The 23,122-nt window shown below is 70.6% G+C and carries 17 protein-coding genes and 1 pseudogene; 15 read left to right on the forward strand and 3 right to left on the reverse strand.

Annotated elements, in window-relative coordinates; translation table 11 throughout:
* The first annotated feature begins 94 nt into the window (after positions 1 to 94).
* The 3 genes from ACEYYH_RS04610 to ACEYYH_RS04620 all read left to right on the forward strand — a co-directional run bounded on the left by ACEYYH_RS04610 (position 95) and on the right by ACEYYH_RS04620 (position 4,284).
* Positions 95 to 2,149, forward strand: coding sequence for a hypothetical protein (locus ACEYYH_RS04610; protein ID WP_374977090.1), 2,055 nt, complete (start codon positions 95 to 97; stop codon positions 2,147 to 2,149).
* A gap of 84 nt (positions 2,150 to 2,233) precedes the next feature.
* Positions 2,234 to 3,070: a universal stress protein gene (locus ACEYYH_RS04615; protein ID WP_374977091.1), complete on the forward strand. Its 837-nt coding sequence runs from the start codon at positions 2,234 to 2,236 to the stop codon at positions 3,068 to 3,070.
* A 173-nt stretch (positions 3,071 to 3,243) separates the two neighbouring features.
* The gene (locus ACEYYH_RS04620) at positions 3,244 to 4,284 is read left to right on the forward strand and encodes a LacI family DNA-binding transcriptional regulator (RefSeq protein ID WP_374977092.1); all 1,041 of its coding nucleotides are present in this window, start codon (positions 3,244 to 3,246) and stop codon (positions 4,282 to 4,284) included.
* Between the two features lie 7 nt (positions 4,285 to 4,291).
* Here ACEYYH_RS04620 and ACEYYH_RS04625 read toward each other — a convergent pair whose 3' ends face one another.
* Positions 4,292 to 5,935: a glycoside hydrolase family 32 protein gene (locus ACEYYH_RS04625; RefSeq protein WP_374977093.1), complete on the reverse strand. Its 1,644-nt coding sequence runs from the start codon at positions 5,933 to 5,935 to the stop codon at positions 4,292 to 4,294.
* A gap of 86 nt (positions 5,936 to 6,021) precedes the next feature.
* Positions 6,022 to 7,629 carry a glycoside hydrolase family 68 protein gene (locus tag ACEYYH_RS04630; RefSeq protein WP_374977094.1) on the reverse strand — a complete coding sequence of 536 codons (1,608 nt, stop codon included), beginning with the start codon at positions 7,627 to 7,629 and terminating at the stop codon, positions 6,022 to 6,024.
* A 196-nt stretch (positions 7,630 to 7,825) separates the two neighbouring features.
* On the opposite strand from ACEYYH_RS04630, the gene ACEYYH_RS04635 reads away from it, so the two are divergent.
* The 8 genes from ACEYYH_RS04635 to ACEYYH_RS04670 all read left to right on the forward strand — a co-directional run bounded on the left by ACEYYH_RS04635 (position 7,826) and on the right by ACEYYH_RS04670 (position 17,308).
* Positions 7,826 to 8,914, forward strand: coding sequence for a LacI family DNA-binding transcriptional regulator (locus tag ACEYYH_RS04635; protein ID WP_374977095.1), 1,089 nt, complete (start codon positions 7,826 to 7,828; stop codon positions 8,912 to 8,914).
* A 40-nt stretch (positions 8,915 to 8,954) separates the two neighbouring features.
* Positions 8,955 to 10,244, forward strand: a complete 1,290-nt coding sequence (locus ACEYYH_RS04640) for an extracellular solute-binding protein (RefSeq protein WP_374977096.1) — start codon at positions 8,955 to 8,957, stop codon at positions 10,242 to 10,244.
* 58 nt (positions 10,245 to 10,302) lie between these two features.
* Positions 10,303 to 11,244, forward strand: a complete 942-nt coding sequence (locus ACEYYH_RS04645) for a carbohydrate ABC transporter permease (RefSeq protein ID WP_374977097.1) — start codon at positions 10,303 to 10,305, stop codon at positions 11,242 to 11,244.
* A 1-nt stretch (position 11,245) separates the two neighbouring features.
* Positions 11,246 to 12,202, forward strand: a complete 957-nt coding sequence (locus tag ACEYYH_RS04650) for a carbohydrate ABC transporter permease (RefSeq protein ID WP_374977098.1) — start codon at positions 11,246 to 11,248, stop codon at positions 12,200 to 12,202.
* A complete protein-coding gene (locus tag ACEYYH_RS04655) occupies positions 12,199 to 13,149 on the forward strand; it encodes a carbohydrate kinase (RefSeq protein ID WP_374977099.1) in 951 nt (316 codons plus the stop codon). Before ACEYYH_RS04650 ends, ACEYYH_RS04655 begins: the two co-directional genes overlap by 4 nt.
* Before the next feature lie 92 nt (positions 13,150 to 13,241).
* Positions 13,242 to 14,207: a family 43 glycosylhydrolase gene (locus tag ACEYYH_RS04660; RefSeq protein ID WP_374977100.1), complete on the forward strand. Its 966-nt coding sequence runs from the start codon at positions 13,242 to 13,244 to the stop codon at positions 14,205 to 14,207.
* An 82-nt stretch (positions 14,208 to 14,289) separates the two neighbouring features.
* On the forward strand, positions 14,290 to 16,311 hold the full coding sequence (locus tag ACEYYH_RS04665) for a glycoside hydrolase family 32 protein (protein WP_374977101.1): 2,022 nt from the start codon (positions 14,290 to 14,292) through the stop codon (positions 16,309 to 16,311).
* Positions 16,312 to 16,600: 289 nt separating this feature from the next.
* The gene (locus ACEYYH_RS04670) at positions 16,601 to 17,308 is read left to right on the forward strand and encodes a hypothetical protein (RefSeq protein WP_374977102.1); all 708 of its coding nucleotides are present in this window, start codon (positions 16,601 to 16,603) and stop codon (positions 17,306 to 17,308) included.
* Between the two features lie 24 nt (positions 17,309 to 17,332).
* On the opposite strand, the gene ACEYYH_RS04675 is transcribed toward ACEYYH_RS04670, so the two are convergent.
* A complete protein-coding gene (locus ACEYYH_RS04675) occupies positions 17,333 to 18,277 on the reverse strand; it encodes a Ppx/GppA phosphatase family protein (protein ID WP_374977103.1) in 945 nt (314 codons plus the stop codon).
* 40 nt (positions 18,278 to 18,317) lie between these two features.
* Here ACEYYH_RS04675 and coaA point away from each other — a divergent pair, with 40 nt between their 5' ends.
* The 4 genes and pseudogenes from coaA (at position 18,318) to alr (ending at position 23,109) form a co-directional block, all read left to right on the forward strand.
* On the forward strand, positions 18,318 to 19,286 hold the full coding sequence (gene coaA, locus ACEYYH_RS04680) for a type I pantothenate kinase (protein ID WP_374977104.1): 969 nt from the start codon (positions 18,318 to 18,320) through the stop codon (positions 19,284 to 19,286).
* 288 nt (positions 19,287 to 19,574) lie between these two features.
* Positions 19,575 to 21,425, forward strand: coding sequence for a glutamine--fructose-6-phosphate transaminase (isomerizing) (glmS, locus tag ACEYYH_RS04685; RefSeq protein WP_374977105.1), 1,851 nt, complete (start codon positions 19,575 to 19,577; stop codon positions 21,423 to 21,425).
* A 101-nt stretch (positions 21,426 to 21,526) separates the two neighbouring features.
* Positions 21,527 to 21,880 (forward strand): annotated as a pseudogene (locus ACEYYH_RS04690) (holo-ACP synthase); the annotation flags it as partial.
* Between the two features lie 104 nt (positions 21,881 to 21,984).
* Positions 21,985 to 23,109, forward strand: a complete 1,125-nt coding sequence (gene alr / locus ACEYYH_RS04695) for an alanine racemase (RefSeq protein WP_374977106.1) — start codon at positions 21,985 to 21,987, stop codon at positions 23,107 to 23,109.
* Positions 23,110 to 23,122 lie beyond the last annotated feature (13 nt).

Below are 23,122 nucleotides of genomic sequence, written 5' to 3' on the forward strand. Positions count from 1 at the left end.
GTCCGGTCGGGGTTTCCGGGGAAAACCCCCATGCACGTGTGGTGGCGCCGACATACACTGGCGTCCTTCTCAGCGATGAGGAGGGGGGATCGACATGGGCGTTCGCAGCAAGCCCCGCACGCCGCACGGCGATCGATCGCGGGATGCCGCGGATCAGAGCGACCTCGAGGCGGAGCGCGCGCGCGAAGCGGCGCTGGCCGGTTTGTTCGGTCCGCTCGCAGAGGGTGAGCGGCAGCAGCCGATCGCGATGGCGGCTGCCAGTGCTCGCCTGATGGCCCGCCACGGGGCGGCGGCTGTGGCACTGCCTCTGTCGGCGCCGACCGTCGGCGGGTTGGTCGACGTCCCCTCTGGGGCGGTCGCCGTGCACACGAGTGTGCCGGCCGTCCCCGTCGCGCCCCCGGCAGTCGCATCCGGGGTTGCGGATCCGACGCTCGAGCCCGCTCGGCTCGACATCGCTGTTCACACTGCGGCGGTCGGGCCTGGGGACCCGGCCGCCGCGCCGTCGACGGCGCCCGAGGCGCCTGCATGGGGCGGGGCTGGGGCGCTGGCTGCTGCGTTGCGGTCGGTGCCCGTCGCGCCTGCGGTGGTCGGCACTGGGGACCTGACCGAGCCGTCGACGGCACCTGAGGTGCCTGCAGGGGACAGGGCTGGGGCCGCGGAGTTGGATGCTGCGTCGGGGACGGCGCCCGAGGTGCCTGCGGTGGTCGAGGCTGGGGATCCGGCCGCTGCGTGGGGGACGGCGCCCGGGATGCCGGCGGCCGTGGAGGCTGGGGATCCGGCCGCTGCGTGGGGGACGGCGCCCGGGATGCCGGCGGCCGTGGAGGCTGGGGATCCGGCCGCTGCGTGGGGGACGGCGCCCGGGATGCCCGCGGTGGTCGAGACGGGAGATCCAGCCGCTGCGTGGGGGACGGCGCCCGAGGTGCCCGCGGTGGTCGGACCTGGGGATCCGGCCGCCGCGTCGGGGACGGTGGCCGCGGTGCTTGCGGTGGTCGGACCGGGGGCTCCGGCCGCCGCGTCGGGGACGGCGGCTGAGGTGCTGCCGACGGCGCCGGTGACGTCGACGCAGGGGACGGCTGCGCCGGTCGCGGACTCGGAGAAGCCGGTCACCCCTCTCGCGACGCCGCGATCCGCGGACTCGCCCACGGTTGCGGCCGCGCCCCGCATCGCTCGCCCGGCGCGCCGCAGCGCAGCGGTGAAGTGGGGGCTGGCTGCAGCATCCGTCATCATCGTCGCCGCGGTCGCCATCACCGGAACTCTTGCCGTGCAGTCGGCGCAGGCTCGCGATCGCCTCGTGGCGGCGGTCGCTCAATGGGACACGGCGGAGCAGGCGGCGGCCGCCGCGCAGGCCGACTTGGACGCCGCGATCGGCGAGTACAGCGCGCTCGGTGCGGAGGGTGCCGAAGCCGTGGCCGCGGCCGGTCCGGTGCTTGCGCAACTCGCGGGCGTGAGTGACGAAACCGCACGGCTCGCAGCCCAGACAGCGCTCGACGCATTGGCGGCGCAGGGGACCGCCGGGCCTGTCGTCGAGGCGGCCGCGTACGCGCCGGCCGAGACAGACACCACCGATCTCGAGGCGGTCACGGCCGCGGCGGCGGCCGCCGACGTGCAGGGTGGAAAGCTCGCCGCCGCCGCGGCGGATATGCGCGCTGCCGCGGCGACATTCCAAGGCCGCATCGACGACGCGCGTGCCGCGCTGTTCGCCCTCGGCGGCACGCTGCCGTCGTGGGCCGAACGGATCGTCGCAGAGAACCCCCTGCCGCCCGCGCCGTTGCACGACGCCGTCCGTGCCGCAGCCGGCGCTGCGGCAGCGGCCACGGATCAGGCGGGTGCGTTGGGGGCGATGGGATCATATGCCGGCGCCGTCGCGGCACTTCGGGACGAGCAGGTCAGGATCGCCGCGGAGCAGCTGCGGGCGCGCGAGCTGCAGGAGCAGCGCTCGCAGACTCCCCGCGCCCCTCGGACGGAAGACGCCGTACCCGCACCCGCGCCGCAGCCGGCGCCGGGGGCAGACGAGTCCACGGTTCCTGAACCGGCGCCACAGCCGGAACCGCAACCGCAACCCGAACCCGAACCCGAACCTCAACCGGAACCGGGCCCGGACCCCGGAGGCGAGTGGCCGTGGCCCTGGCCGTGGCCCGACAATTCCTGATCGACGCGCGAATTTCTCACGGTCCGACATCCAACGCGGCAGCGTCCTGGCGAGCTAACGTGGGGGCATCCGAGAGGAGCCAACGTGGGTGAACCGATCGTCGTAGGAATCACAGACGGCCCTGCCGCGCAGCGCGCCATCGAGTGGGCGGTGAAGCGCGCGTCCGCGCATCGCCTGCCGCTCAAGCTCATCGAGGTCGTCGGCGGAGCCGTCGGCGCGGTGGGTGAGAACGAGGTGCTGGAGGCCGCCGTCGCCGCGGCCCGGGAGCGGGTCCAGGCCACCGCAGCCGCCCTTCCTCGTCTCGGGCTCAAGGTGTTCATGCGCGTCGATCGCGGCAATCCGGTCGCGGTGCTGACGGAGGCCTCCGCTCATGCGTCACTCCTCGTCATCGGCAGTGATCACACCGGCAGCGCGTCGCGCCGACGTGGCGCGCACGGGTTGCGCATCGCGGCGGGAGCGCACTGCCCCGTGGTGGTCGTGCCCGACGTGGACGTGTCCGGCCGCACCGGCGTCGTCGTCGGTGTCGACGGGTCGCCGGTGTCGGAGAAGGCCGTCGCGTTCGCCGCGGCCGAGGCCGATCGCCTCGGCGAGCCGCTCATCGCCGTGGCGGTGTGGACGCCGCTCGAGGTGCCGCGCAACATGGGCGCGTACCCGGTGGAGTACCTCGAGAACATGGAGAAGCTCACCGCCGAGGCCCTCGGACTGTCGCTCGCGGGACTCGCCTCGCAATACCCCGACCTCGAGATCGTGCGCCGCGTCGAGCGCGGCTATCCGTCGCACATCATCAACGAGCTCGCGGCTTCCGCGCGGCTCGCCGTCGTCGGGTCGCACGGCCGCGGCGCGCTGGCGCGCTTCCTCCTCGGCTCGATCAGCCAGGAGGTGCTCGCGCGGCTCGCCACCGTGACCGCCGTCGTGCGCTGAGGGGTCGGCCTGCGCTGGGGGCGCAGCATCCGTCCCTCCCACGCCCGGTCTGATCGCCGAGGATCCGGGATTTCGGACTTGTGAGCGTGCTCCGGAGCTTCCGCGCGCCGCTCCGGAGCACGCGCACATCTCCGAAATCCGGACCGCGCCGTCACGCGCCATAGGCTGGACATATGTCTGGGAAGGCTGGGGGGCGCGCGCGCGTCAGCGATGTGGCCGCGGCCGCGGGCGTCTCGGCGACGACGGTCTCGCACGCGCTGAGCGGCGCGCGGGCGGTCAACGCCGATACTCGCGAACGCATCCTCGCCGTTGCGCGTGAACTGGGATACGTGCCCGACCGCGTGGCCAGCGGGCTGCGTCGCCGCCGCACCGGCGTCATCGGCCTCATCGGCGACGACCTTGCGGCGACCCCGTTCGCGGGTCGGATCATCGAGGGCGCCCGTCGAGCCGGACTCGAGCGTGACGTGCTGCTGATGGTCGCCGAGAGCGGCGGCGAGGCCGAGGCTGAACGCGACCTCGTCGCGCGCTTCCTCGCCCAGCGAGTCGACGGACTGCTGATCGCCCGTATGTACCATCAGCGCGTGGATCGGCCGGAGGTGCCTGACGACGTGCCCGTCGTGCTCGTGGATGCCGCGCCGGAACCCGGCTGGGAGGTCGATGCCGTCGTGCCCGACGAGGCGCAGATCGCCGCCCTCGCGTGCGACAGGCTCACAGATGAGGGCCACCGCGACATCGCATACGTCGGGACGACCGACGAGTCCCGCGCAGCCCGGGGCCGCCTGATCGGCGTGCGATCCGCCCTGGGCGACGCGGGTATCGCGCTGGCCGACGGTCGCCTCGACTTCTGCGCCTCCGATGCGGCGGGCGGTCGCGAAGCGGGCGGACGACTCCTCGATCAGCCCGTGCCGCCCACGGCGGTGATCTGCTTCAACGACCAGATCGCCATGGGTGTGATGCAGGCCGCCGCCCGTCGAGGCATCCCCGTTCCGCAGGGTCTCTCGGTCGTGGGGATCGACGACCTGCATCCCGTCGCCGACGCGCTCGACCCCGGACTCACCACGGTCGCCCTGCCCCACGACGAGATGGGGCGGTGGGGGATGACGCGCCTGCTGGACCGGATCGACGGCACCGCGCCCGCGCACGGGGAGGGGCTGCACCTGCTGCGCGGCTGGCTCGTCGAACGTGAGTCGGTGGCCGCGCCCGCGCTGCGCTGACCCGCCGCTATCCGCGCGACGCGTCCCGTTCGACGGGAGCGACGCGCAACGGCGTGAGGCTGGCACCCGTGACGGCAACCGCCTCTCGCGCACCCTCGAGCTGCAGGCCCCGCGCGCCGGCCGTCCCGAACGTCGCCATCGTGAGCGCGGCGCGCCCGTCGCCCGCGAAGACCTCGATCGAGGCGGCGTCCACCACGATGTCGAGCGTGATGCGCCCATCCACCGGTTCCACGGCCGCCGTGCGCACCTCGCGGTAGGCGTCCGGCATCGTGCCCGCGACGGCGTCGGCATCGCGTGCGACGAACACGGACCGCGCCTCGAAGTCGTAGCCGACCGTCGCGAAGCTGCCGTCGCCCGTGAGGACCTTCACCCGGAGTTCGCCGGCTGGGCTCGCAGCATCCAATCGCAGTCGATACGCGCCCGATGCCGGAACCGTGACGTCCACCGTCTCGCCGTCGGCGAGCCGCGCATCGTCGAGGCTCTCGGGGTCACCCGCAACCGCGTCGAGCTCGGGCGCGGGCGACGAATGCAGCGTCGCACGCCCGTCGTCGTCGCGCAGCGTGATCGTCCGCACGAGCGAATCCGATCCGCCGTGCCAGTCCTCGGTCGGGAACTTGCCCGCGTACGCCCAGTTGTTCATCCAGCCGATGCCGTAGCGCGAGGCGAGGCGCTCGGTCTCGTCGAGACGCGGGTCGTCCCACGTGACGGCCGCGTAGTAGTCGGGGCCGTGATCCATCCACTGGTGGCCGGTGCCGTCGGCGGTGAAGCGCTCGCCGTCCCACTCGCCCACCCAGTACGCGGTTCCGGTCGTCTTGCCCTCGGCGGCGCCGTTCGCGCCCGCGACGAGCACCCAGCGCACCTGGTCGGGGTCGCCGTCGACCGCCATGGGGAACAGGTCGGGGCACTCCAGCACGCCGAGGCCGGTGGTCGCGAAGTCCGAGGTGTAGGTCCAGTCGCGCAGGTTCGGCGACGTGTAGAACCCGATCCGGTCGTGCTCGGCCAGGGCCATCACCCAGTGCCCGGCCGCGTCGTCCCAGAAGACCCGGGGGTCGCGCCAGTCGGCGACGCCCGGGTTGTCCATGACGGGGTTGCCCTCGAACGACTCGAAGCGGTAGCCGCCGTCGCGCGAGACGAACAGGGACTGACGCTGCACGCCGTCCACCTGCTGCGTGACGAGCGCGATCACGGCGCCCTCGCCGAACCCGGCGGTGTTCTTCTCGTCGACCACCGCGGTGCCGGTCCAGATGTCGCCGAGCCCGTTCGTGTACTTGTCGATCGCGACGCCCTCGTCGCTCCAGTTCACGAGATCGGTCGAGGTCGCGTGGTACCACGCGGTGCCGTTCCCGTCGGGGTAGTCGGCGTTGTAGAGGTAGTAGTAGTGCCACACGCCGTCGAGGAGGAACGGCTTCTGCGGGTCGTTCATCCAGTTCTCGGCGGGCGTGAGATGCACGGCCGGCCGGTGCGGAGACCAGTCCGCCGGCCGCTCGTACCCGTGCGCCGTCGGGGACGGTGAGGGCGCAGCATCCGTCTCCGTCCGCTGCGACAGGGCGACCGCGAAAGCCACCACGAGCAGGACAGCGGCCGCCGCCGCGACCACCGCGACAAGCAGACGGCGCCGGGGCGCCGCGGATCGGGTGTTCTGCGTGTGCATTCGGTCTCCTTCTCGACTCGGAACACGGGGGAACGGATGCCTCGGCACGGGGCCGTGCCGAGGCATCCGCTCGACTGTCGATCAGGTCACGGCAGCGGCGTGACCTTGCCGCCCGGGTTGACGTTGATGTTCGCCGGGATGTCGGCGTAGCCGCCGAGCCCGCCGTCACCGTACGAGTAGTCGACCGCCGACGAGGCGCCCTCGATGTCGATCTTCACGGTCGGAGCGAGCGTGCCGCCGCGGCGGAAGTCACCCTCGGTGCCGATCGTGTCGATGAACGACTGCACCAGTCCGCCGGGCATCACGTAGTGCGAGTACGCCTGGAAGTGCCCGATCGGCTGGTTGTAGTCCGGGGCGAACGGCTGCCCACCCGCGAAGTTCAGGTTCGTCGGGTTGCCCAGTGCGAGGCCCGAGCCGGAGTTCATCGGCTGGTAGTCGCTGCGGATGCCGTCGCCGACGAACCCGTAGACGCCCTCGGGGCCATCGATGCCGTTCGCGAACGTGCCGCGGTGACTGATGGTGAAGAGGTAGTACTTGCCGTCCTTCATGTAGATCTGCGGACGCTCGGTCTGGTCGGTGACGCAGTTCGCCGACAGGATGGGCGGCAGGAACTCCCACTCGGTGAGCTCCTTGTTCTTCGCCTTCGCGAGACCGACGTTGCCGATCTGGTAGGTGGCGCCCGAGGCGTTCACCTGCTCGACCGTCTCTGCGAAGGGGTCGCCCTCGCGGTAGCCGAGGTCCTCTTCGTCGCACTTCGCCGACTCGCGGGGCATGGCGCTGTTGCCCTCGAAGACCATGAAGGTCTCACCGGGGTGGGCCGGGTCCTCGAACGTGAACGGGTCGCGGAAGTTGAAGAACTCGTTCTGCTCACCCGTCTGGTAGTAGGTGCCGTCGGCCTGCAGCAGGTCGATGACCTTGTCGAATCCGGTCAGCTTCACGCCGTTCTTGTTGGCGTGCACCTTGCCGACGCTCAGCGCGATGCGCGGGTCGTAGGGCTTGCGGTTGCTGCCGTCCTCGTTGCGGTAGAACGCGACATCCGTGAAGAACAGCTTGATCTCGCCGCCCTTCGAGATGCGCGCCGAACCCGACCACTGGGTCTGGTGGCTGTACGACTGGTCGGGGAAGATCTGGCCGGTCACGCCCTCGTCGAAGACGAGGCCGCCGTACGTCCAGCCGCCGTTCTCCGGACGCTCGTCGGCGGGGACGCCGGCGGGGCGATAGAAGTAGCCGATCTTCGCGAACACGTGGCGCTCGTCGAAGACGAGGTTGCGGTCGGCCACGAGCGAGAAGATGATCTCCTGGCCGTTGACGCTGTACTGGTTGGCGTCCTCATCGGTCAGGGGCCACGAGTCCCAGACCCACACCTGCTCGTTGCTCATGTCCGGGAAGTCCTGCGGGACCGCGGGCATGGTGAGCTCGGCGGGCATCGAGTTCTGCTTCGAGCCTGCGGTGGGGTCCGACAGGCGCTTGAGCTGCCGGGCGTCGGCGCGGGTCCACTTCGCGGTGAAGTCGTCTTCGGGCGCGAACGCCTCCTGGGTGTGGACGGTCGGCTGGGGGCCGTCCTGGAGATCGGGGGTTGCCGCGGGGGCGGCGACGGCGGCGGCGGGGAGGCCGACGAGAGCGGAGGCGGACACGGCGACCGCCGCAAGCCCCCCTGTCAGGAGACGCCTGACGCGCTTCGGGGGAGTGTTCATGAGTGTTGCTCCTTCGGTGGGGAATGCGATGCAAATCGATTTGCATTGCGTACCCATAGTCGCATGCGATACGAGATCGCGCATGTCGGCCTTTCGGGGGACACGGCGGGAGGAAACAGCACTTGACGTAGTGCAGCGAGGGGGTTCATAATCAGTTCGGCTCGATAAATCGATTTACCACAAGGGAGTGTCTCTGATGACGAGGGCGCGGATCTCAGACGTTGCGGCGGCAGCCGGCGTCTCGGTGACCACGGTCTCGCTCGTCATGAACGACGTCGAATCGCGCATCTCGGACGAGACGCGCCAGCGCGTCCGCGAGGCGGCCCGCGCGGTCGGCTACGCTCCGAGCTCCGTGGCCCGAGGGCTCCGCACCCAGCAGACGCGCACGGTCGGCCTCATCTCCGACCAGATCGCCACCACCCCGTTCGCCGGGCGCATGCTCGCCGGCGCGCAGGATGCGGCTCGCGACAACGGGCACCTCGTCTACCTCCTCGACACCGGCGGAGATGTCGAGATCGAGCGCGCGGCGATCGACGCCCTCACCGCGCAGCAGGTCGACGCCATGATCTACGCGTGCATGTGGCATCGGATCGTCGACGTCCCGCAGGGCGTCCTGGCGAAGACGGTGCTGCTGGACTGCCGCCCGGTGAGCGGGGGCTATCGGAGCGTCGTCCCCGACGACCGAGCCGGGGGGCTCGCCGCCGTGCGCGAGCTGGTCGCCGCCGGTCACCGTCGCATCGCCTACCTCGACACCGACGACCCGCTTCCGATCGCCTCGCGCCTGCGCCACGAGGGGTACCTCGAGGCGCTCGCCGAGGCAGGCATCACCGCCGACCCGGCACTGCACGTCACCGCCGAGACCTCCGCCCATGGTGGCCGGGCGGCGGCCGAGCTCCTGCTCGATCTCCCCGAAGAGCAGCGGCCCACCGGTGTCTTCTGCTTCAACGACCGCATGGCGGCCGGCGTGTACATCGCCGCGCACCGCCGCGGCCTCGACATCCCGCGTGATCTCTCGGTCGTCGGCTACGACGACCAGCAGCTGATCGCCGCGGAACAGGATCCCCCACTCACCACCGTCGCCCTGCCCCATTACGCCATGGGTCGCTGGGCGATGGAGGTCGCGCTCGGCGTCCGCGCGGAAGGGGATGAGGACGCCACGCACCTGATGGAGTGTCCCGTCATCCGACGAGACTCCGTTGGCCCGCCGCCGGCGCAAGTCGCCAAACCGAACCGGCGACGGGCTTCACACACCGAGCGGCCGCCGCAGGCGGCCCCCGATCGGTGACCACGCGGGCGTGAGTCACCAAGAAAAGGAAACCACAACAATGCGCACAAGGACCCCGATCCTCGTGTCCGCGGGCCTGGTCACGGCGATCGCCCTGACCGGCTGCGGGCAAGCCGGCCAAGGTGACACCACCACCGCGGACGGCCGCACCCAGTTGACGATGTGGACCCACTCGGCGGGCAACCCCGCCGAGCTCGAGGTCTACGAGCAGATCATCGCCGACTTCAACGAATCGCAGGACGACTACGAGGTCGTTCACGAGTCGTTCCCGCAGGGCGCCTACAACGACGCGATCGTCGCGGCCGCAGCATCCGGTGATCTGCCCTGCCTTCTCGACCTCGACGGCCCGATCATGCCCAACTGGGCCTGGGCCGGCTACCTGCAGCCGCTCGGCATCTCGACCGACATCACCGACTCCCTCCTTCCCACCGCGGTCGGCGTGTGGGACGACGAGATCTACTCGGCCGGATACTGGGATGCTGCGCTCAGCATCTTCGCGCGCAAATCGGTGCTCGAGGCGAACGGCGTCCGCATCCCGACCGTCGAGCAGCCGTGGACGCAGGAGGAGTTCGCCGAGGTTCTGGCCACGCTGAAGTCCGCCGGGTACGAGACGCCGATCGACATCGGCGCCGAGGACACGGGCGAGTGGTGGCCCTACGCCTACTCGCCGTTCCTGCAGAGCTTCGGCGGCGATCTGATCGACCGTTCCACGATGCTCACCGCCGACGGCTCGCTCAACGGCCCCGACGCGGTCGCGTGGGGTGAGTGGTTCCAGGGTCTGTTCGCCGACGGCTACGCGAACAACAGCGGCACGATCGGCAACCAGGAGTTCATCGACGACGAGGTGGCCCTCAGCTACACCGGCGTCTGGAACGCCGTGACCGCGCTCGACGAGGTGGGCGACGACCTGCTGATCCTGCCCCCGCCGGACCTGGGCAACGGCCCGAAGATCGGCGGCGGCTCGTGGCAGTGGGCGATCTCCTCGTCGTGCAACGACGCGGACGGTGCACGCGCGTACCTCGAGTTCAGCTTCCAGGACAAGTACCTCACCGAGTTCGCCGACAAGCAGGTCGTGATCCCCGCCACGGAGGCCGCGGCCGAGGCGTCGAAGTACTTCGGCGAGGATGGCGCGCTGCGTCCGTTCGTCGAGTTCTCGCAGGAGTTCGCGGTGCTGCGCCCCGAGACGCCCGCGTACGCGGTCATCTCGACGACGTTCGAGACGGCGGCGAAGGACATCATGAACGGCGCCGACGTGCAGCAGACGCTCGATCAGGCGGTGTCGGAGATCGACGCCAACATCGAGTCGAACGACGGCTACGGCTTCCAGTGATCCACCGCGCCGGCGGGGGCCACGGGTCCCCGCCGGCGCACTCTCCGAGAGACCTCTCATGACTGTCACTCCACCGACGGTCGCCGCCGAAGAACCTCGGCGCGCCTACCGTCGCTTCCGCTCCATCAAAGGCCGCGAGACCTGGGCAGGCCTGGGGATGATCGCCCCCGCGGGCATCCTCCTCGTGCTGTTCCTCATCATCCCGGTGATCCTGGCGTTCGCGCTGTCGTTCACGAACGCGCGGCTCATCTCGCCGAACCCGCCGCGCTACGTCGGCTTCGACAACTTCATCCGCGCCTTCACCGCCGACCCCGTCTTCCTGCAGTCGGTCGGCAACACCGCGGTCTTCGCTCTCGTGGTCGTGCCGGTGCAGGCGGGCATCGGACTGCTGCTGGCCGTGCTGGTCAACCGCCGCATGCGCGGCATCACCGCCTTCCGCGTGATCTTCTTCATCCCCGTCGTGACCTCGATCGTCGTCGTGTCGATCCTCTGGAAGTTCATGTACCAGAAGGACGGCCTGATCAACTCGATGATCGACGCGCTCACCTTCGGGGCATGGCAGGGCGTCGACTGGCTCAACGACCCGAACACGGCGCTCGGCGCGATCATCGTGCTGTCGATCTGGCAGGCCGTCGGCTTCCACATGATCATCTGGCTCGCGGGCCTGCAGACGATCCCCGAGGAGCTCTACGAGGCCGCGAAGATGGACGGCGCGAGCCCGTGGCGCCAGTTCACCAGCGTGACCTGGCCGGGCCTTCGGCCCACCATGGTCTTCGTCCTCGTCACCATCACCATCGCCGCGCTCGGCCTGTTCGTGCAGATCAGCGTCATGACCCAGGGCGGACCGGTGAACTCGACCTCGACCATCGTCTTCCACGCCGTGCGCAAGGGATATGCGCAGCAGGAGATCGGCTACGCCGCGGCGATCTCGCTGATCTTCTTCGTCGCGGTCCTCGCCATCGCGCTCATCCAGCGCCGGCTCACGCGAGAGAAGGACTGACGTGACCGCCACCAGAACCCTCACCACGGCACCCGCCGAATCGCGCCGCAACGCGCGGACGCTTCCCCCGGAGAGGAGCGCGAAGGCTCAGCGCCGCTGGGGCCGAGTCTTCCTCTACCTCGCCCTGTCGCTGTTCGGCATCATCTTCCTGTTCCCGCTGGTCTTCATGTTCGTGTCGAGCCTCAAGCCCGACAGCCAGATCCTGCAGGACATCGACTCCGTGGCGGCATTCCTCCCGGTCGGCGACATCAGCCTCGACAACTACTTCGGGGTGTTCGACCGGGTTCCGGTCGCGCAGTTCATGTTCAACTCCGTGCTCGTGACGGTGCTCACCGTCGGGCTCGGGCTGATCGTGAACTCGATGGCCGGATTCGCGCTCTCCCGCCTCGCCTGGAAGGGCCGCATCATCGCCCTCGCGATCATCATCGCGACCCTGATCGTGCCCTTCGAGACGATCGCGGTGCCGATGGTGTACTGGGTCGCGCAGCTGCCCACGCTGGTGATGGAGGGCGGCGTGCTGAAGTACGACTTCGGCTGGCTCAACACGTACCAGGTGCAGATCGTGCCGTTCATCGCGAACGCGTTCTCGATCTTCCTCTTCACGCAGTACTTCTCCACGATCCCCAAGTCGCTCGACGAGGCCGCCCGCATCGACGGCGCGAGCTGGTTCACGATCTACCGGCGCATCCTCGTGCCGCTCTCGGGCCCCGCCTTCGCGACGGTGGCGATCCTCACCTTCCTGCCGGCGTGGAACCAGTACCTCTGGCCGCTCATGGTCGTGCAGAAGGAGGAGCTGCGACCGGTCATGGTCGGTGTGCAGTACTTCTTCCAGCTGAACACCGCGTGGGGCGAGGTGATGGCCTACACCTCTCTCATCACGATCCCGGTGCTCATCGTCTTCCTGATCTTCCAGCGGGCGTTCGTCAGCAGCATCGCCGCGAGCGGGGTGAAGGGATGACGGAACGGATGCTGCGCCTCGTCGTCGTGGGAGAGTCCCTCGTCGACATCGTCCACCGTGCGGACGGCGTCGTCGAGGAAGCGCCCGGCGGCAGCCCCGCCAACACCGCGCTCACGCTCGGCAGGCTGGGGCGGCGCCCGACGCTGATCACCCGCCTGGCGCAGGACGACCGGGGTGCCCGTGTGCGGCGGTGGCTCGAGGAGTCCGATGTCGAGGTGGTGGCCGTCCCGGCCGCGCGCACGTCGACGGCCGCCGCCCACCTCGATGCGAGCGGTGCCGCCACGTACGACTTCGACCTCGAGTGGGACCTCGGGGCGGGCGCCACGCACCTCGAGGCACTCGCGGGGAAGGCCGACGTCGTGCACGTCGGCTCCGTCGCCGCGGTGCTCGAACCCGGCGCCGGGCAGGTGGCGGCACTGGTGCGGGCGGTGCGGGAACGGGCGATCGTGACCTACGACCCCAACATCCGGCCGTCGCTCGTCGACGACCCGGACCGCGTCCGGCAGCATGTCGCCGCGCTGGTGGAGCTCGCCGACGTCGTGAAGGCGAGCGACGAGGACCTCCGGTGGCTCCACCCCGGACGCGATCTCGTGGAGGTCGCCCGGGAATGGGTCGCTCGTGGCCCGCGACTCGTCGTGGTCACCCTCGGGGCGGACGGTGCGATCGGCGTGACCGCCGACGGCGTGGTCGCCGTGCCCGGCGTCCTGACCGAGGTGGTCGACACCGTCGGTGCCGGTGACACGTTCATGGGCGTGCTCATCGACAGCATCGTCGGCAGCGACGAACTGCGGGCCTCGCTCGCGACAGCGGGGCGCAGCATCCGTCCCTCCGTCGTGGAATCCCTCCTGCAGGCATCCGCCCGCGCGGCGGCGATCACGGTGTCGCGGCCAGGCGCCGATCCTCCCCGTCGTGCCGAACTCGCCGTCCGCGCCGGCAACGCCGCTTAGGCCGCCGCCCCCCACACTCGCACTCCCCGCCCGTCGGGCGGAAGGGCACACCATCGCGCGATCCACCGCGCACGACTCTCGAAGGAACTCTCGTGTTCGACCTCCCCGATTCCTGGGTATGGGACTACTGGTTCGCCGACGACGGCGAGCGCTATCACCTCTTCTTCCTCTACGCCTCGCGCGCCCTGCACGACCCCGAGGCCCGTCACTACCGCGCCTCCGTCGGCCACGCGGTCTCGACCGACCTCGTCGAGTGGACGCGGGTCGCCGATGCGCTGGTGCGCAGCGACGCCCCTGCCTTCGATGAGCTCGCGACGTGGACCGGATCGATCGTGAGGCACCCTGACGGCACGTGGTTCATGTTCTACACGGGCGCGACTCTCGCCCCCGGCGGGCAGAACGTGCAGCGGATCGGCTACGCCACGTCGCCCGACCTGTTCACCTGGACGAAGGCGGGCGCACCGGTGCTCGAAGCGACGGGGCCCTGGTACGAGAAGATCTCCAGCGGCGCGTGGCACGACGAGGCCTTCCGCGACCCGTGGGTGTTCGCCGACCCGGACGGGAACGGCTGGCACATGCTCATCACGGCCCGCGCGCCGGAAGGACCTGTCGATGGACGGGGCGTCATCGGGCACGCCTGGTCGGCGGACCTGCGCACATGGGAGCTGCGCGAGCCGCTCAGCGCGCCCAGCATCGACGGGTTCGGGCAGCTCGAGGTGCTGCAGGCCGAGGTCGTCGACGGGCGGCCGGTGGTGATCTTCTCGTGCCTGAAGGAGCACAGCACCGCGTCCCGTCGCGCCGCGGCCGGCGGCACGTGGGCGGTGCCGGCGGAGAGCCTCCTCGGACCGTTCGACATCGACGGCGCATACCCGCTGACCGATGAGCGCCTGTACGTCGGGCGCCTGCTGCAGCGCCGGTCGGACGGCGAGTGGCTGCTCTTCGCCTTCCGCAACCTCGGCGAGGGCGGGCGGTTCCTGGGCGGCATCACCGACCCGATGCCGGTGCAGTGGGATGGCGGACGCCTCGTCCGCCGCGAGGAGGTAGGCGCCTCCGTCTGACACGAGCGGCCGGGGTTTCGCGGACGAGCCCCGGCCCTCCCGCTTCGGGGTGCCACGTCCGCGCGAGAGAAGGATGACGATGATGTCAGTTTCGAAGGGGCGCTCCCTGCGTCTGACGGTGGGTGCGCTTGCCGTGATCGCCGTGGGGATCGGCGGAGGTGTGGTGGCAGGCGCCGGCGATGACGCCGCCGCGGCCGCCGAATCCGCCGACGACTACCGGGCTCAGTACCACTTCACCGTGCCCGACCACTGGAAGAACGACCCTCAGCGGCCGGTCTTCGTGGACGGCAAGTTCCACTACTACTACCTCTACAACGGCGACTACAACGCGGATCCGGCCGCGAACTTCGGCACGGAGTGGCGGCTCGCGACGTCGTACGACGGCGTCGTGTTCGCCGACCAGGGCGTCGCCGCGCCCAAGAAGACGAACGCGAACTACGACCTCTGGTCGGGATCGACCGTCGTCGACGCGGCGGACACGGCCGGGTTCGGCGCCGGCGCCGTGGTGATGCTCGTCACCCAGATGGACCACCCCACGCCCGCGCAGCAGGCGAACGCCTCCGGACCTCAGGCGCAGTTCCTCTGGTACTCGACGGACGGCGGTCGCAACTTCCGTCCGTACGGAGACGAGCCGGTGATCCCCAACGGCGGGCGCGCAGACTTCCGCGATCCGAAGGTCGTGTGGGATGCCGAGCGCGGCCGCTGGGTCGCGCTGATCGCCGAGCGCGACCGGGTGAGCTTCTACACGTCGCCGGACCTGAAGACCTGGTCCCGCACGTGGGAGTACGTGAACCCCGGCATCGGCACGATCGAGTGCCCGGACCTCTTCCGGATCCGTGCGGACGACGGCACCGAGAAGTGGGTGTTCGGCGTCAGCGCGAACGGGTACGCGACCGGCGAGCCCGCGACGTTCGCGTACTGGACGGGAGCATTCGACGGCACGTCGTTCACGTTCGATCAGAGCGCCCCGCAGTGGCTCGACCACGGGTTCGACTGGTACGGCGCGGTGACGTGGGAGGATCCTGCCGCGCCGCTGGACCGCCGGTACGCCGTGGGCTGGATGAACAACTGGGACTACGCGCACTCGACGCCGACATGGACGGCGGACGGCTTCAACGGCACCGACTCCATCACCCGCGAGATCCGTCTCAAGAAGTACGGCTCGACGTTCAGCCTGGTCTCGCAGCCGGTGGCGGCGCTCGCCGACATCACGACCGAGCGCATCGAGCTCGGCGATGTGAGCGTCGACGGGTTCCTGCCGCTCGCCTACCAGGGCGACGCGTACCAGGTCGAGGCGGACGTGACGTGGGAGACCGCGACCAACATCGGCCTGCAGCTGAGGCGCTCGGCCGACGGGTCGCGTCACGCCGACGTCGGCGTGACCAGCACCTACGCCTACCTGAATCGCGGCCAGACCGGCTACCCGGCCGGAACCTGGAAGACCGAGAGCCGCACGCCCTTCGACGGCGGCGCCGACACGGTGCATCTGCGCATCCTGGTCGACCGCACCACGATCGAGGTCTTCGTCGACGACGGCAGGTACGTCCACTCGAGCCAGGTCTTCGCGCCGCCCGCCGACGACGGCATCGCGCTCTACTCCTCGGGCGGCCCGGCGGTGTTCCACGATCTGACGATCACCGAGTTCGGCAGCGTCGTGCAGCGACCGGCCCGGGTGATCGCCGACTTCGAAGGCGACACGTGGGGGCCGGGATGGACCGCGACCGGCAGTTTCATCGGCCTGGGACCGAGCGCGGCCGACCTGCGCGGACAGGTCGGAGCGCGGGTCGCCGACACCTTCGCGGGCGGGGGCGACCCGGCCACGGGCACGATCACCTCGCCGGCGTTCACGATCGACAGGAACTTCCTGCACTTCCTCATCGGCGGCGGCGACCACCCGCTCGGCGTGGAGCCTGCCACCTCGGTGCAGCTGCTCGTCGACGGGCAGCCCGTCCGCACGGCGACCGGTGAGGACTCTGCGGATCTGCGCCACGTCGAATGGGATCTGCGCGATCTCGCCGGACGGACGGCGCAGTTCCAGATCCTGGACGACGCGACCGGACAGTGGGGACACCTCATGGTCGATCAGGTCGTTCTGTCGGACTGACGCGGGTGCAGAACCTGAGCCTGTGTGTTGCAGACCGGACTTGAGATATGAGACTTCCAGTCTCTAGTCTGGAATGCGTGCAGGAGTCGGGGGGCTCTTGCACAACGATCTTGCCGGCGGCCTCATGTCGTCGCGTTCGATCTAGTCGGTGCCGGGTTGTGGGGACCCGGCACCGCGACTTTCTGCGGAGGCGAAGAGGCCTACCGGACAGCGCTCCGAGGACGATAATCGAGGTGTGGAGCAACCCGAATCCCGATCGCGGCGCCCCGCGGGAGAAACGCGCGCACTGATGCTCGCTGTCGCCGTCGACCGCGTCAAAGAAGAGGGCCTGCTGCTCGACTACGCCAACATCGAGCTCGAGGATCTGATCCGCACTGCGGGAGTGCCGCGGTCGACCGTCTTCCGCATCTGGCCCGACCGCGTGGCCTTCGTCGCGGACCTCGTGCGGGCCCTGTTCGAGGCGGACCCGGGCTTCGACACCGGGTTCGACGGCGAAACGCTCCGCCGCCTCGAGGAGGCGGTCACCGGCGATCCGGAGGCGATGAGCACTCCCGAGGGTCGGCAGGTGGCACTCCGCGAAGCGCTGCGCGTCACCGTGTCGCACAACATGACCGCGGTGGAGCACACCGTGGCGTTCCGGGCATACCGGGCGATGTCGGCGGCGCTCTCCAGCGGCGACGCCGTCCCCGGCGGTGAGGAGGTCCGTGCGCTGCTGTCGGAGATCGAGGACCGGTACCTGACCCGCATGGCCGAGACGTACCGGGCGCTCAACGGCGCCTTCGGGCTCCGCATGCGCGAGGGCGTCGACGAGCGCGATCTGGCCGTGGCCATCATGGCGATGGTCGACGGCATGAGCGACCACCGCCGCATCAACCCGGCGATGGTCGACGCGCCTCGCGTCGCCGCCCTCGGTCCTGAGGGACCTCGCGAGTGGCATCTCGCCGGCATCGCGGTCTACGGCATCTACACCGCGTACACCGAGGCGATCGAGGCGTAGCGCTCGCCGTCCTGCAGCCGGTCGTCAGGCGCTCGGCGCGCTCCAGCTGAGCGACTCGATGTAGCGCAGCAGCACGCCTTCGCGCAGGGCCCACGGCGAGACCTCGAGCTCGTCCACGTCCATCGCGCGCATCGCCTCGTGCAGCACGACGGCGCCGGCGACGATCTGGAACGTGCGGTCCGGCGTGATGCCGGGAAGCTCCTGGCGCGCCGACGCGGGAATGCGCGCCAGGCGCGGGATCCACGAGCCGAGGGCGGCGCGGGGGAGCAGCATCCGTTCGATTCCCGACCAACCCGGAACCGGATAGCCGACCAGCTTCGCGAGCGACCGGATCGCCTTCGACGAGCCCACCACATGGTCGGGCCTGGCGAGCGAGCCGAACGACGCGGCGACCGGGGCGAGGGTGGCCCGCGCGTGGTCGCGCAGCTTCTCGACGGCCGCTTCACCCGGCGGGTCGTCGGGGAGGAACTGCACCGTCATGCGCCCGGCACCGAGGGGGACGGATGCTGCCTGCTCGGGCAGTTCGTCGGCTCCGGCCGCGATCTCGAGCGAGCCGCCGCCGATGTCGAACAGCAGGATCTGCCCGGCCGCCCAGCCGAACCACCGGCGCACCGCGAGGAACGTGTACCGCGCCTCGGTCTCGCCGCCCAGCACCTGCAGCGGCTGGCCGAGGGCCTCCTCGATGAGCGCGATCACCTCGGGGCCGTTCTTCGCCTCGCGCACCGCGCTCGTCGCCGTCGCCAGCAGTTCGTCGACCGACTCGGCCGCGGCGACGTTTCGCGCCTCGGTCACCGCGCCGACGAGCGCCGTGACGCCCTCCTCGGTGATCGAGCCGTCGGGCGCGAGGTAGCGCATGAGCCGCAGCACCGTGCGCTGACTCGTCGTGGCGAGAGGCCGGCCGCCGGGGCGGACGTCGGCGACCAGCAGGTGGACGGTGTTCGAGCCGATGTCGAGAACTCCGAGGCGCACGCAAGAAGCGTAGCGGCGCCGACGGGCTACGATGGGCGCGATGTCCGCCGACGAAGCGATCGCCTACGAAACGGGCGCTGCCACCCCCGCACTCTCGCTGTACCGCGAGATCGACCGCGCCGACTGGGCCCGCCTCGCGTCGGGCATGACACAGCCGCTCACCGAGACCGAGATCGTGCAGATCCGCGGGCTCGGCGACCGCCTCGACATGGCCGAGGTCGAGCAGGTGTACGTGCCGCTGTCGCGCCTGCTGTCGCTGTACGCGGAGTCGACGAAGCGCCTCGGCGGTGAGGAGTCCGCGTTCCTCGGCGAGGCGGACTCGACCACGCCGTTCATCGTCGGCGTGGCGGGCTCGGTGGCCGTGGGCAAGTCCACGATCGCGCGCCTCTTGCGCGAGCTCACCTCTCGCTGGCCGGGAACGCCCCGCGTCGAGCTCATCACGACCGACGGGTTCCTCTACCCGAACGCCGAGCTCGAGCGCCGCGGCCTCATGGACCGCAAGGGCTTCCCCGAGTCGTACGACCGCCGCGCGCTCGTGTCGTTCCTCACCGAGGTGAAGAGCGGGGCGCCCGAGGTGAAGGCGCCGTTCTACTCGCACATGCGGTACGACATCGTGCCTGACGCGGTCATCACCGTGCGCCGCCCCGACATCGTCATCGTCGAGGGTCTCAATGTGCTGCAGCCGCCGCCCACCCCGAACGACGTCGCGGTCAGCGACCTGTTCGACTTCTCGATCTACGTCGACGCGGATGCTGCGCACATCGCGCAGTGGTACGTGGACCGCTTCCTCGCCCTGCGCCGCGCTGCGTTCAGCAACCCGAACTCGTTCTTCAACGTGTTCGCGCAGCTGTCGGACGAGGAGGCCGTGGAGCGCGCCCTCGGCTTCTGGAACGCGATCAACCTTCCGAACCTCGAGGAGAACGTGCTCCCCACTCGCCACCGCGCGAACCTCGTGCTGCAGAAGGCGGCCGACCACACCGTGGAGACGGTGCTCCTCCGCAAGCTCTGACCACCGCGTCGCGCGCTCGCCGGTCCGTGCCGGCGCGCCCGCCCGCCGGGCTGGTTTTGGCGACTCGCCGAATTCCCGCGCGTTCCGCAACACTTCCTGGCGACTCGCCAGACCCTGGCCCTCGGCGGCTCCTGGCGAGTCGCCAAGAACGCGGCGCGGTGGTGCCTTTCTTGGCGAGTCGCCGAAACGCCCGGTCGATGGCCGGGGCGCAGCATCCGTTTCACTCGGGAACGGCGCGAGCGGATTCGTAAGGGTTCCTTGCGAAACCCGCCGCCTACCATTGTCGGCATGTGTGGAATCGTCGGATACGTGGGCCCGCGCCAGAGCCAGGCCGTCCTGATCTCGGGTCTCTCGCGCCTGGAGTACCGGGGGTACGACTCCGCCGGCATCGCCGTCATCGACGGCGACGGGGGCCTCGGGATGCGCAAGCGCGCCGGCAAGCTCAAGGTGCTGCGCGACGACCTCGCCGCGCACCCGCTCGCCGACGGCACCACCGGCATCGGCCACACCCGCTGGGCGACGCACGGCGGGCCGACCGACGGCAACGCCCACCCGCACCTCGCCGACGACGACAAGCTCGCCGTCATCCACAACGGCATCATCGAGAACTTCTCCGAGCTCAAGGACGAGCTCCTCGCGGACGGGTTCACCTTCCGCAGCGAGACCGACACCGAGGTCGCCGCCGTGCTCCTCGGCCGCGAGTACCGCCGCACCGGCGACCTCGAAGAGGCCTTCCGCGCCGTCGTCTCGCGCCTCGAGGGCGCCTTCACCCTGCTCGCGATGCACGAGGACCAGCCCGGACTCGTCGTCGGCGCCCGCCGCAACTCGCCGCTCGTGATCGGCCTGGGCGAGGGGGAGAACTTCCTCGGCTCGGATGTCGCCGCCTTCGTCGAGCACACCCGCAACGCCCTCGCGATCGGCCAGGACCAGATCGTCGCGATCACCCCCGAGGCCGTGACGGTCACCGACTTCGACGGCAACCCGGTCGAGGTCGAGCCGTTCGAGGTGACGTGGGACGCGTCCGCCGCCGAGAAGGGCGGCTGGTCGTCGTTCATGGCCAAGGAGATCTCGGAGGAGCCCGAGGCCGTCGCCAACACGCTGCGCGGCCGCGTGCGCGACGGCGAGGTCGTGATCCCCGAGCTCGACGGACTCGACGAGCTCTTCGCCGGTGTCTCGCGCATCATCGTCATCGCCTGCGGCACCGCGGCGTACGCGGGCCAGGTCGGCAAGTACGCGATCGAGCAGTGGACCCGCATCCCCGTCGACGTGGAGCTCGCGCATGAGTTCCGCTACCGCGACCCGGTGATCGGCCCCGACACCCTCGTCGTCTCGATCAGCCAGTCGGGCGAGACCATGGACACCCTCATGGCCGTCAAGTACGCGCGCGAGCACGGCGCGAAGACGCTGTCGGTGTGCAACACGCAGGGCGCCACGATCCCGCGCGAGTCCGACGCGATCGTCTACACGCACGCGGGTCCCGAGGTCGCGGTCGCCTCGACCAAGGCCTTCGTCGCGCAGATCACGGCGCTGTACCTGATGGCCCTGCACATCGGCCGCGTCCGCGGCGCGATCACCGCGGCGGACGCCGCCGACCACGTGCGCGAGCTCGAGGCCATCCCGGGGAAGATCGCGCAGATCCTCGAGCGCGAGCAGCCCCGCATCGAGCAGTTCGCCCACTGGATGGCCGACACCCGCTCGGTGCTGTTCCTCGGTCGCCACGTCGGCTTCCCGATCGCGCTCGAGGGCGCGCTCAAGCTCAAGGAGCTCGCATACATCCACGCCGAGGGCTTCGCCGCCGGTGAGCTCAAGCACGGCCCGATCGCGCTCATCGAGCCGGGCCAGCCGGTGTTCGTCATCGTCCCGTCGCCGCGCAAGTCGTCGGAGATGCACAAGAAGGTCATCTCCTCGATCGAGGAGATCCGCGCCCGCGGCGCCCGCGTCATCGCGATCGCCGAGGAGGGCGACGCCGCGGTGCTGCCCAAGGCCGACGAGGTGCTCCGCATCCCGCTGGCCGGCCCGTTCTTCGAACCGCTCCTGGCCGTCGTGCCGCTGCACATCTTCGCGATGGGCCTCGCCACGGCCAAGGGCCTCGACGTCGACCAGCCCCGCAACCTCGCGAAGTCGGTGACGGTCGAGTAGCAGCATCCGTTCCGCCTGCCGTGCGTCGTGAGGCAAGCGGGGGTTGCGCTGCCGCGCGATAGGGTGGCGGATGCTGCGGCTGCAGCACGCAGGAGGACCACATGATCGTCGGTATCGGCGTCGACATCGTCGACATCCCTCGGTTCGAGCGGACGATCGAGCGCACCCCGCAGCTGCTCCCGCGACTCTTCTCGGAGGCGGAGCAGCAGCTCAAGCCGCACTCGCAGGCCGCGCGGTACGCCGCGAAGGAGGCGCTCATCAAGGCGCTCGGCGGTTCGGACGGCGTGCACTGGACCGAGATCGAGATCGCGTCCGAGCCGTCGGGGCGCCCGGTGTTCTCGCTGCGCGGCTCGACGGCCGAGGTGGTCGCCGGGCGGGGCATCACGGCGCTGCACCTGTCGCTCTCGCACGACGCCGGCCTCGCGACGGCGTACGTGATCGCCGAGGCCGTGCCGGAGGCGCCGAACCAGGGGATTCCTCGCGAGACCGAGGGAGACGTCCCCGGTCTCGGCGCGGATCCCCGGCCTCGCGAGTCCGATGGCACCCGAGGAGCGGACGCGTGAGCCGCGTGCCTTCCGGAGCCCTGCGCGAGGCGACGGTCGACGTCGGCGCGATCGAGGACAACGTGCGGCACCTCCGCCGGCTCACCGGCTCGGAGATCATCGCGGTCGTCAAGGCCGACGGGTACGGGCATGGCGCGGTGCGCTCGGCGCTCGCCGCGCTCGCCGGCGGTGCGTCGCGGCTCGGCGTCTCCGACATCACCGAGGCGCTGGCCCTCCGCCGCGCGGGCATCGACGCCCCGATCGTCGCGTGGCTGCACGCCCCCGGCGCGGATTTCGCCGAGGCCGCCGCACTCGGCATCGAGCTCGGCATCTCGAGCCTCGAGCAGCTGCAGAAGGCCGCGACCGCAGCATCCGCCGATCGTCCCGTCGGTGTGCACCTGAAACTCGAGACCGGGCTCTCACGCAACGGCATCGCACCCGAGGAGTACCGCGTGGTGTTCGCCGAGGCCGCTCGCCTCGAGCGCATCGGCCGGGTGCGCGTGATCGCCCTCTTCAGCCACCTCTCGAACGCGTCGACCGAAGACGACCGCGCCGCCCTGCGCGCGTTCGAGGAGGGCGTGGCCGCCGCCGCCTCGCTCGGCCTCGCGCCGCCGCTCAGGCACATCGCCGCGACGCACGCCGCGATCGACCTGCCCGAGGCGCGCCTCGGCTGCGTGCGCATCGGCATCGGGATCTACGGGCTCTCGCCGTTCGACGACCGCACCTCGGCCGACCTGGGCCTGCGCCCCGCGATGACGCTGCGCGGCACCGTCGCCGCGGTGCGCCGTGTGCCGGCCGGCAAGGGTGTGTCGTACGGCTACGACTACCGCGCTCCCGCCGAGACCACGCTGGCCCTCGTGCCCCTCGGCTACGCGGACGGGGTGCCGCGGCAGGCATCGGGCGCGGGGCCGGTCGTCATCGGCGGGCGCCGCTTCACCGTCGCGGGCCGCATCGCGATGGACCAGTTCGTCGTCGACGTGGGCGATGCGCCCGTGGCCGTGGGCGACACGGCCGTGCTGTTCGGAGACCCGACCCTCGGCGTGCCGTCGGCGACGGAATGGGCGGATGCCGCGGGCACCATCAACTACGAGATCGTCACGCGCATCGGACCCCGCGTTCCCCGCCGGCAGGTATCGGAGTGAGCGGGAACGCCGA

This window comes from Microbacterium trichothecenolyticum (assembly GCF_041938625.1).
In the GTDB taxonomy this organism is placed as follows: domain Bacteria; phylum Actinomycetota; class Actinomycetes; order Actinomycetales; family Microbacteriaceae; genus Microbacterium; species Microbacterium trichothecenolyticum_D.

Bases quoted from the DNA above. Each gene is read 5' to 3' on its own strand.
- ACEYYH_RS04610 (WP_374977090.1), top strand. From the start codon at position 95: ATGGGCGTTCGCAGCAAGCCCCGCACGCCGCACGGCGATCGATCGCGG.
- ACEYYH_RS04620 (WP_374977092.1), top strand. From the start codon at position 3,244: ATGTCTGGGAAGGCTGGGGGGCGCGCGCGCGTCAGCGATGTGGCCGCG.
- ACEYYH_RS04625 (WP_374977093.1), bottom strand. From the start codon at position 5,935: ATGCACACGCAGAACACCCGATCCGCGGCGCCCCGGCGCCGTCTGCTT.
- ACEYYH_RS04630 (WP_374977094.1), bottom strand. From the start codon at position 7,629: ATGAACACTCCCCCGAAGCGCGTCAGGCGTCTCCTGACAGGGGGGCTT.
- ACEYYH_RS04635 (WP_374977095.1), top strand. From the start codon at position 7,826: ATGACGAGGGCGCGGATCTCAGACGTTGCGGCGGCAGCCGGCGTCTCG.
- ACEYYH_RS04640 (WP_374977096.1), top strand. From the start codon at position 8,955: ATGCGCACAAGGACCCCGATCCTCGTGTCCGCGGGCCTGGTCACGGCG.
- ACEYYH_RS04645 (WP_374977097.1), top strand. From the start codon at position 10,303: ATGACTGTCACTCCACCGACGGTCGCCGCCGAAGAACCTCGGCGCGCC.
- ACEYYH_RS04655 (WP_374977099.1), top strand. From the start codon at position 12,199: ATGACGGAACGGATGCTGCGCCTCGTCGTCGTGGGAGAGTCCCTCGTC.
- ACEYYH_RS04665 (WP_374977101.1), top strand. From the start codon at position 14,290: ATGTCAGTTTCGAAGGGGCGCTCCCTGCGTCTGACGGTGGGTGCGCTT.
- ACEYYH_RS04670 (WP_374977102.1), top strand. From the start codon at position 16,601: ATGCTCGCTGTCGCCGTCGACCGCGTCAAAGAAGAGGGCCTGCTGCTC.
- coaA (WP_374977104.1), top strand. From the start codon at position 18,318: ATGTCCGCCGACGAAGCGATCGCCTACGAAACGGGCGCTGCCACCCCC.
- glmS (WP_374977105.1), top strand. From the start codon at position 19,575: ATGTGTGGAATCGTCGGATACGTGGGCCCGCGCCAGAGCCAGGCCGTC.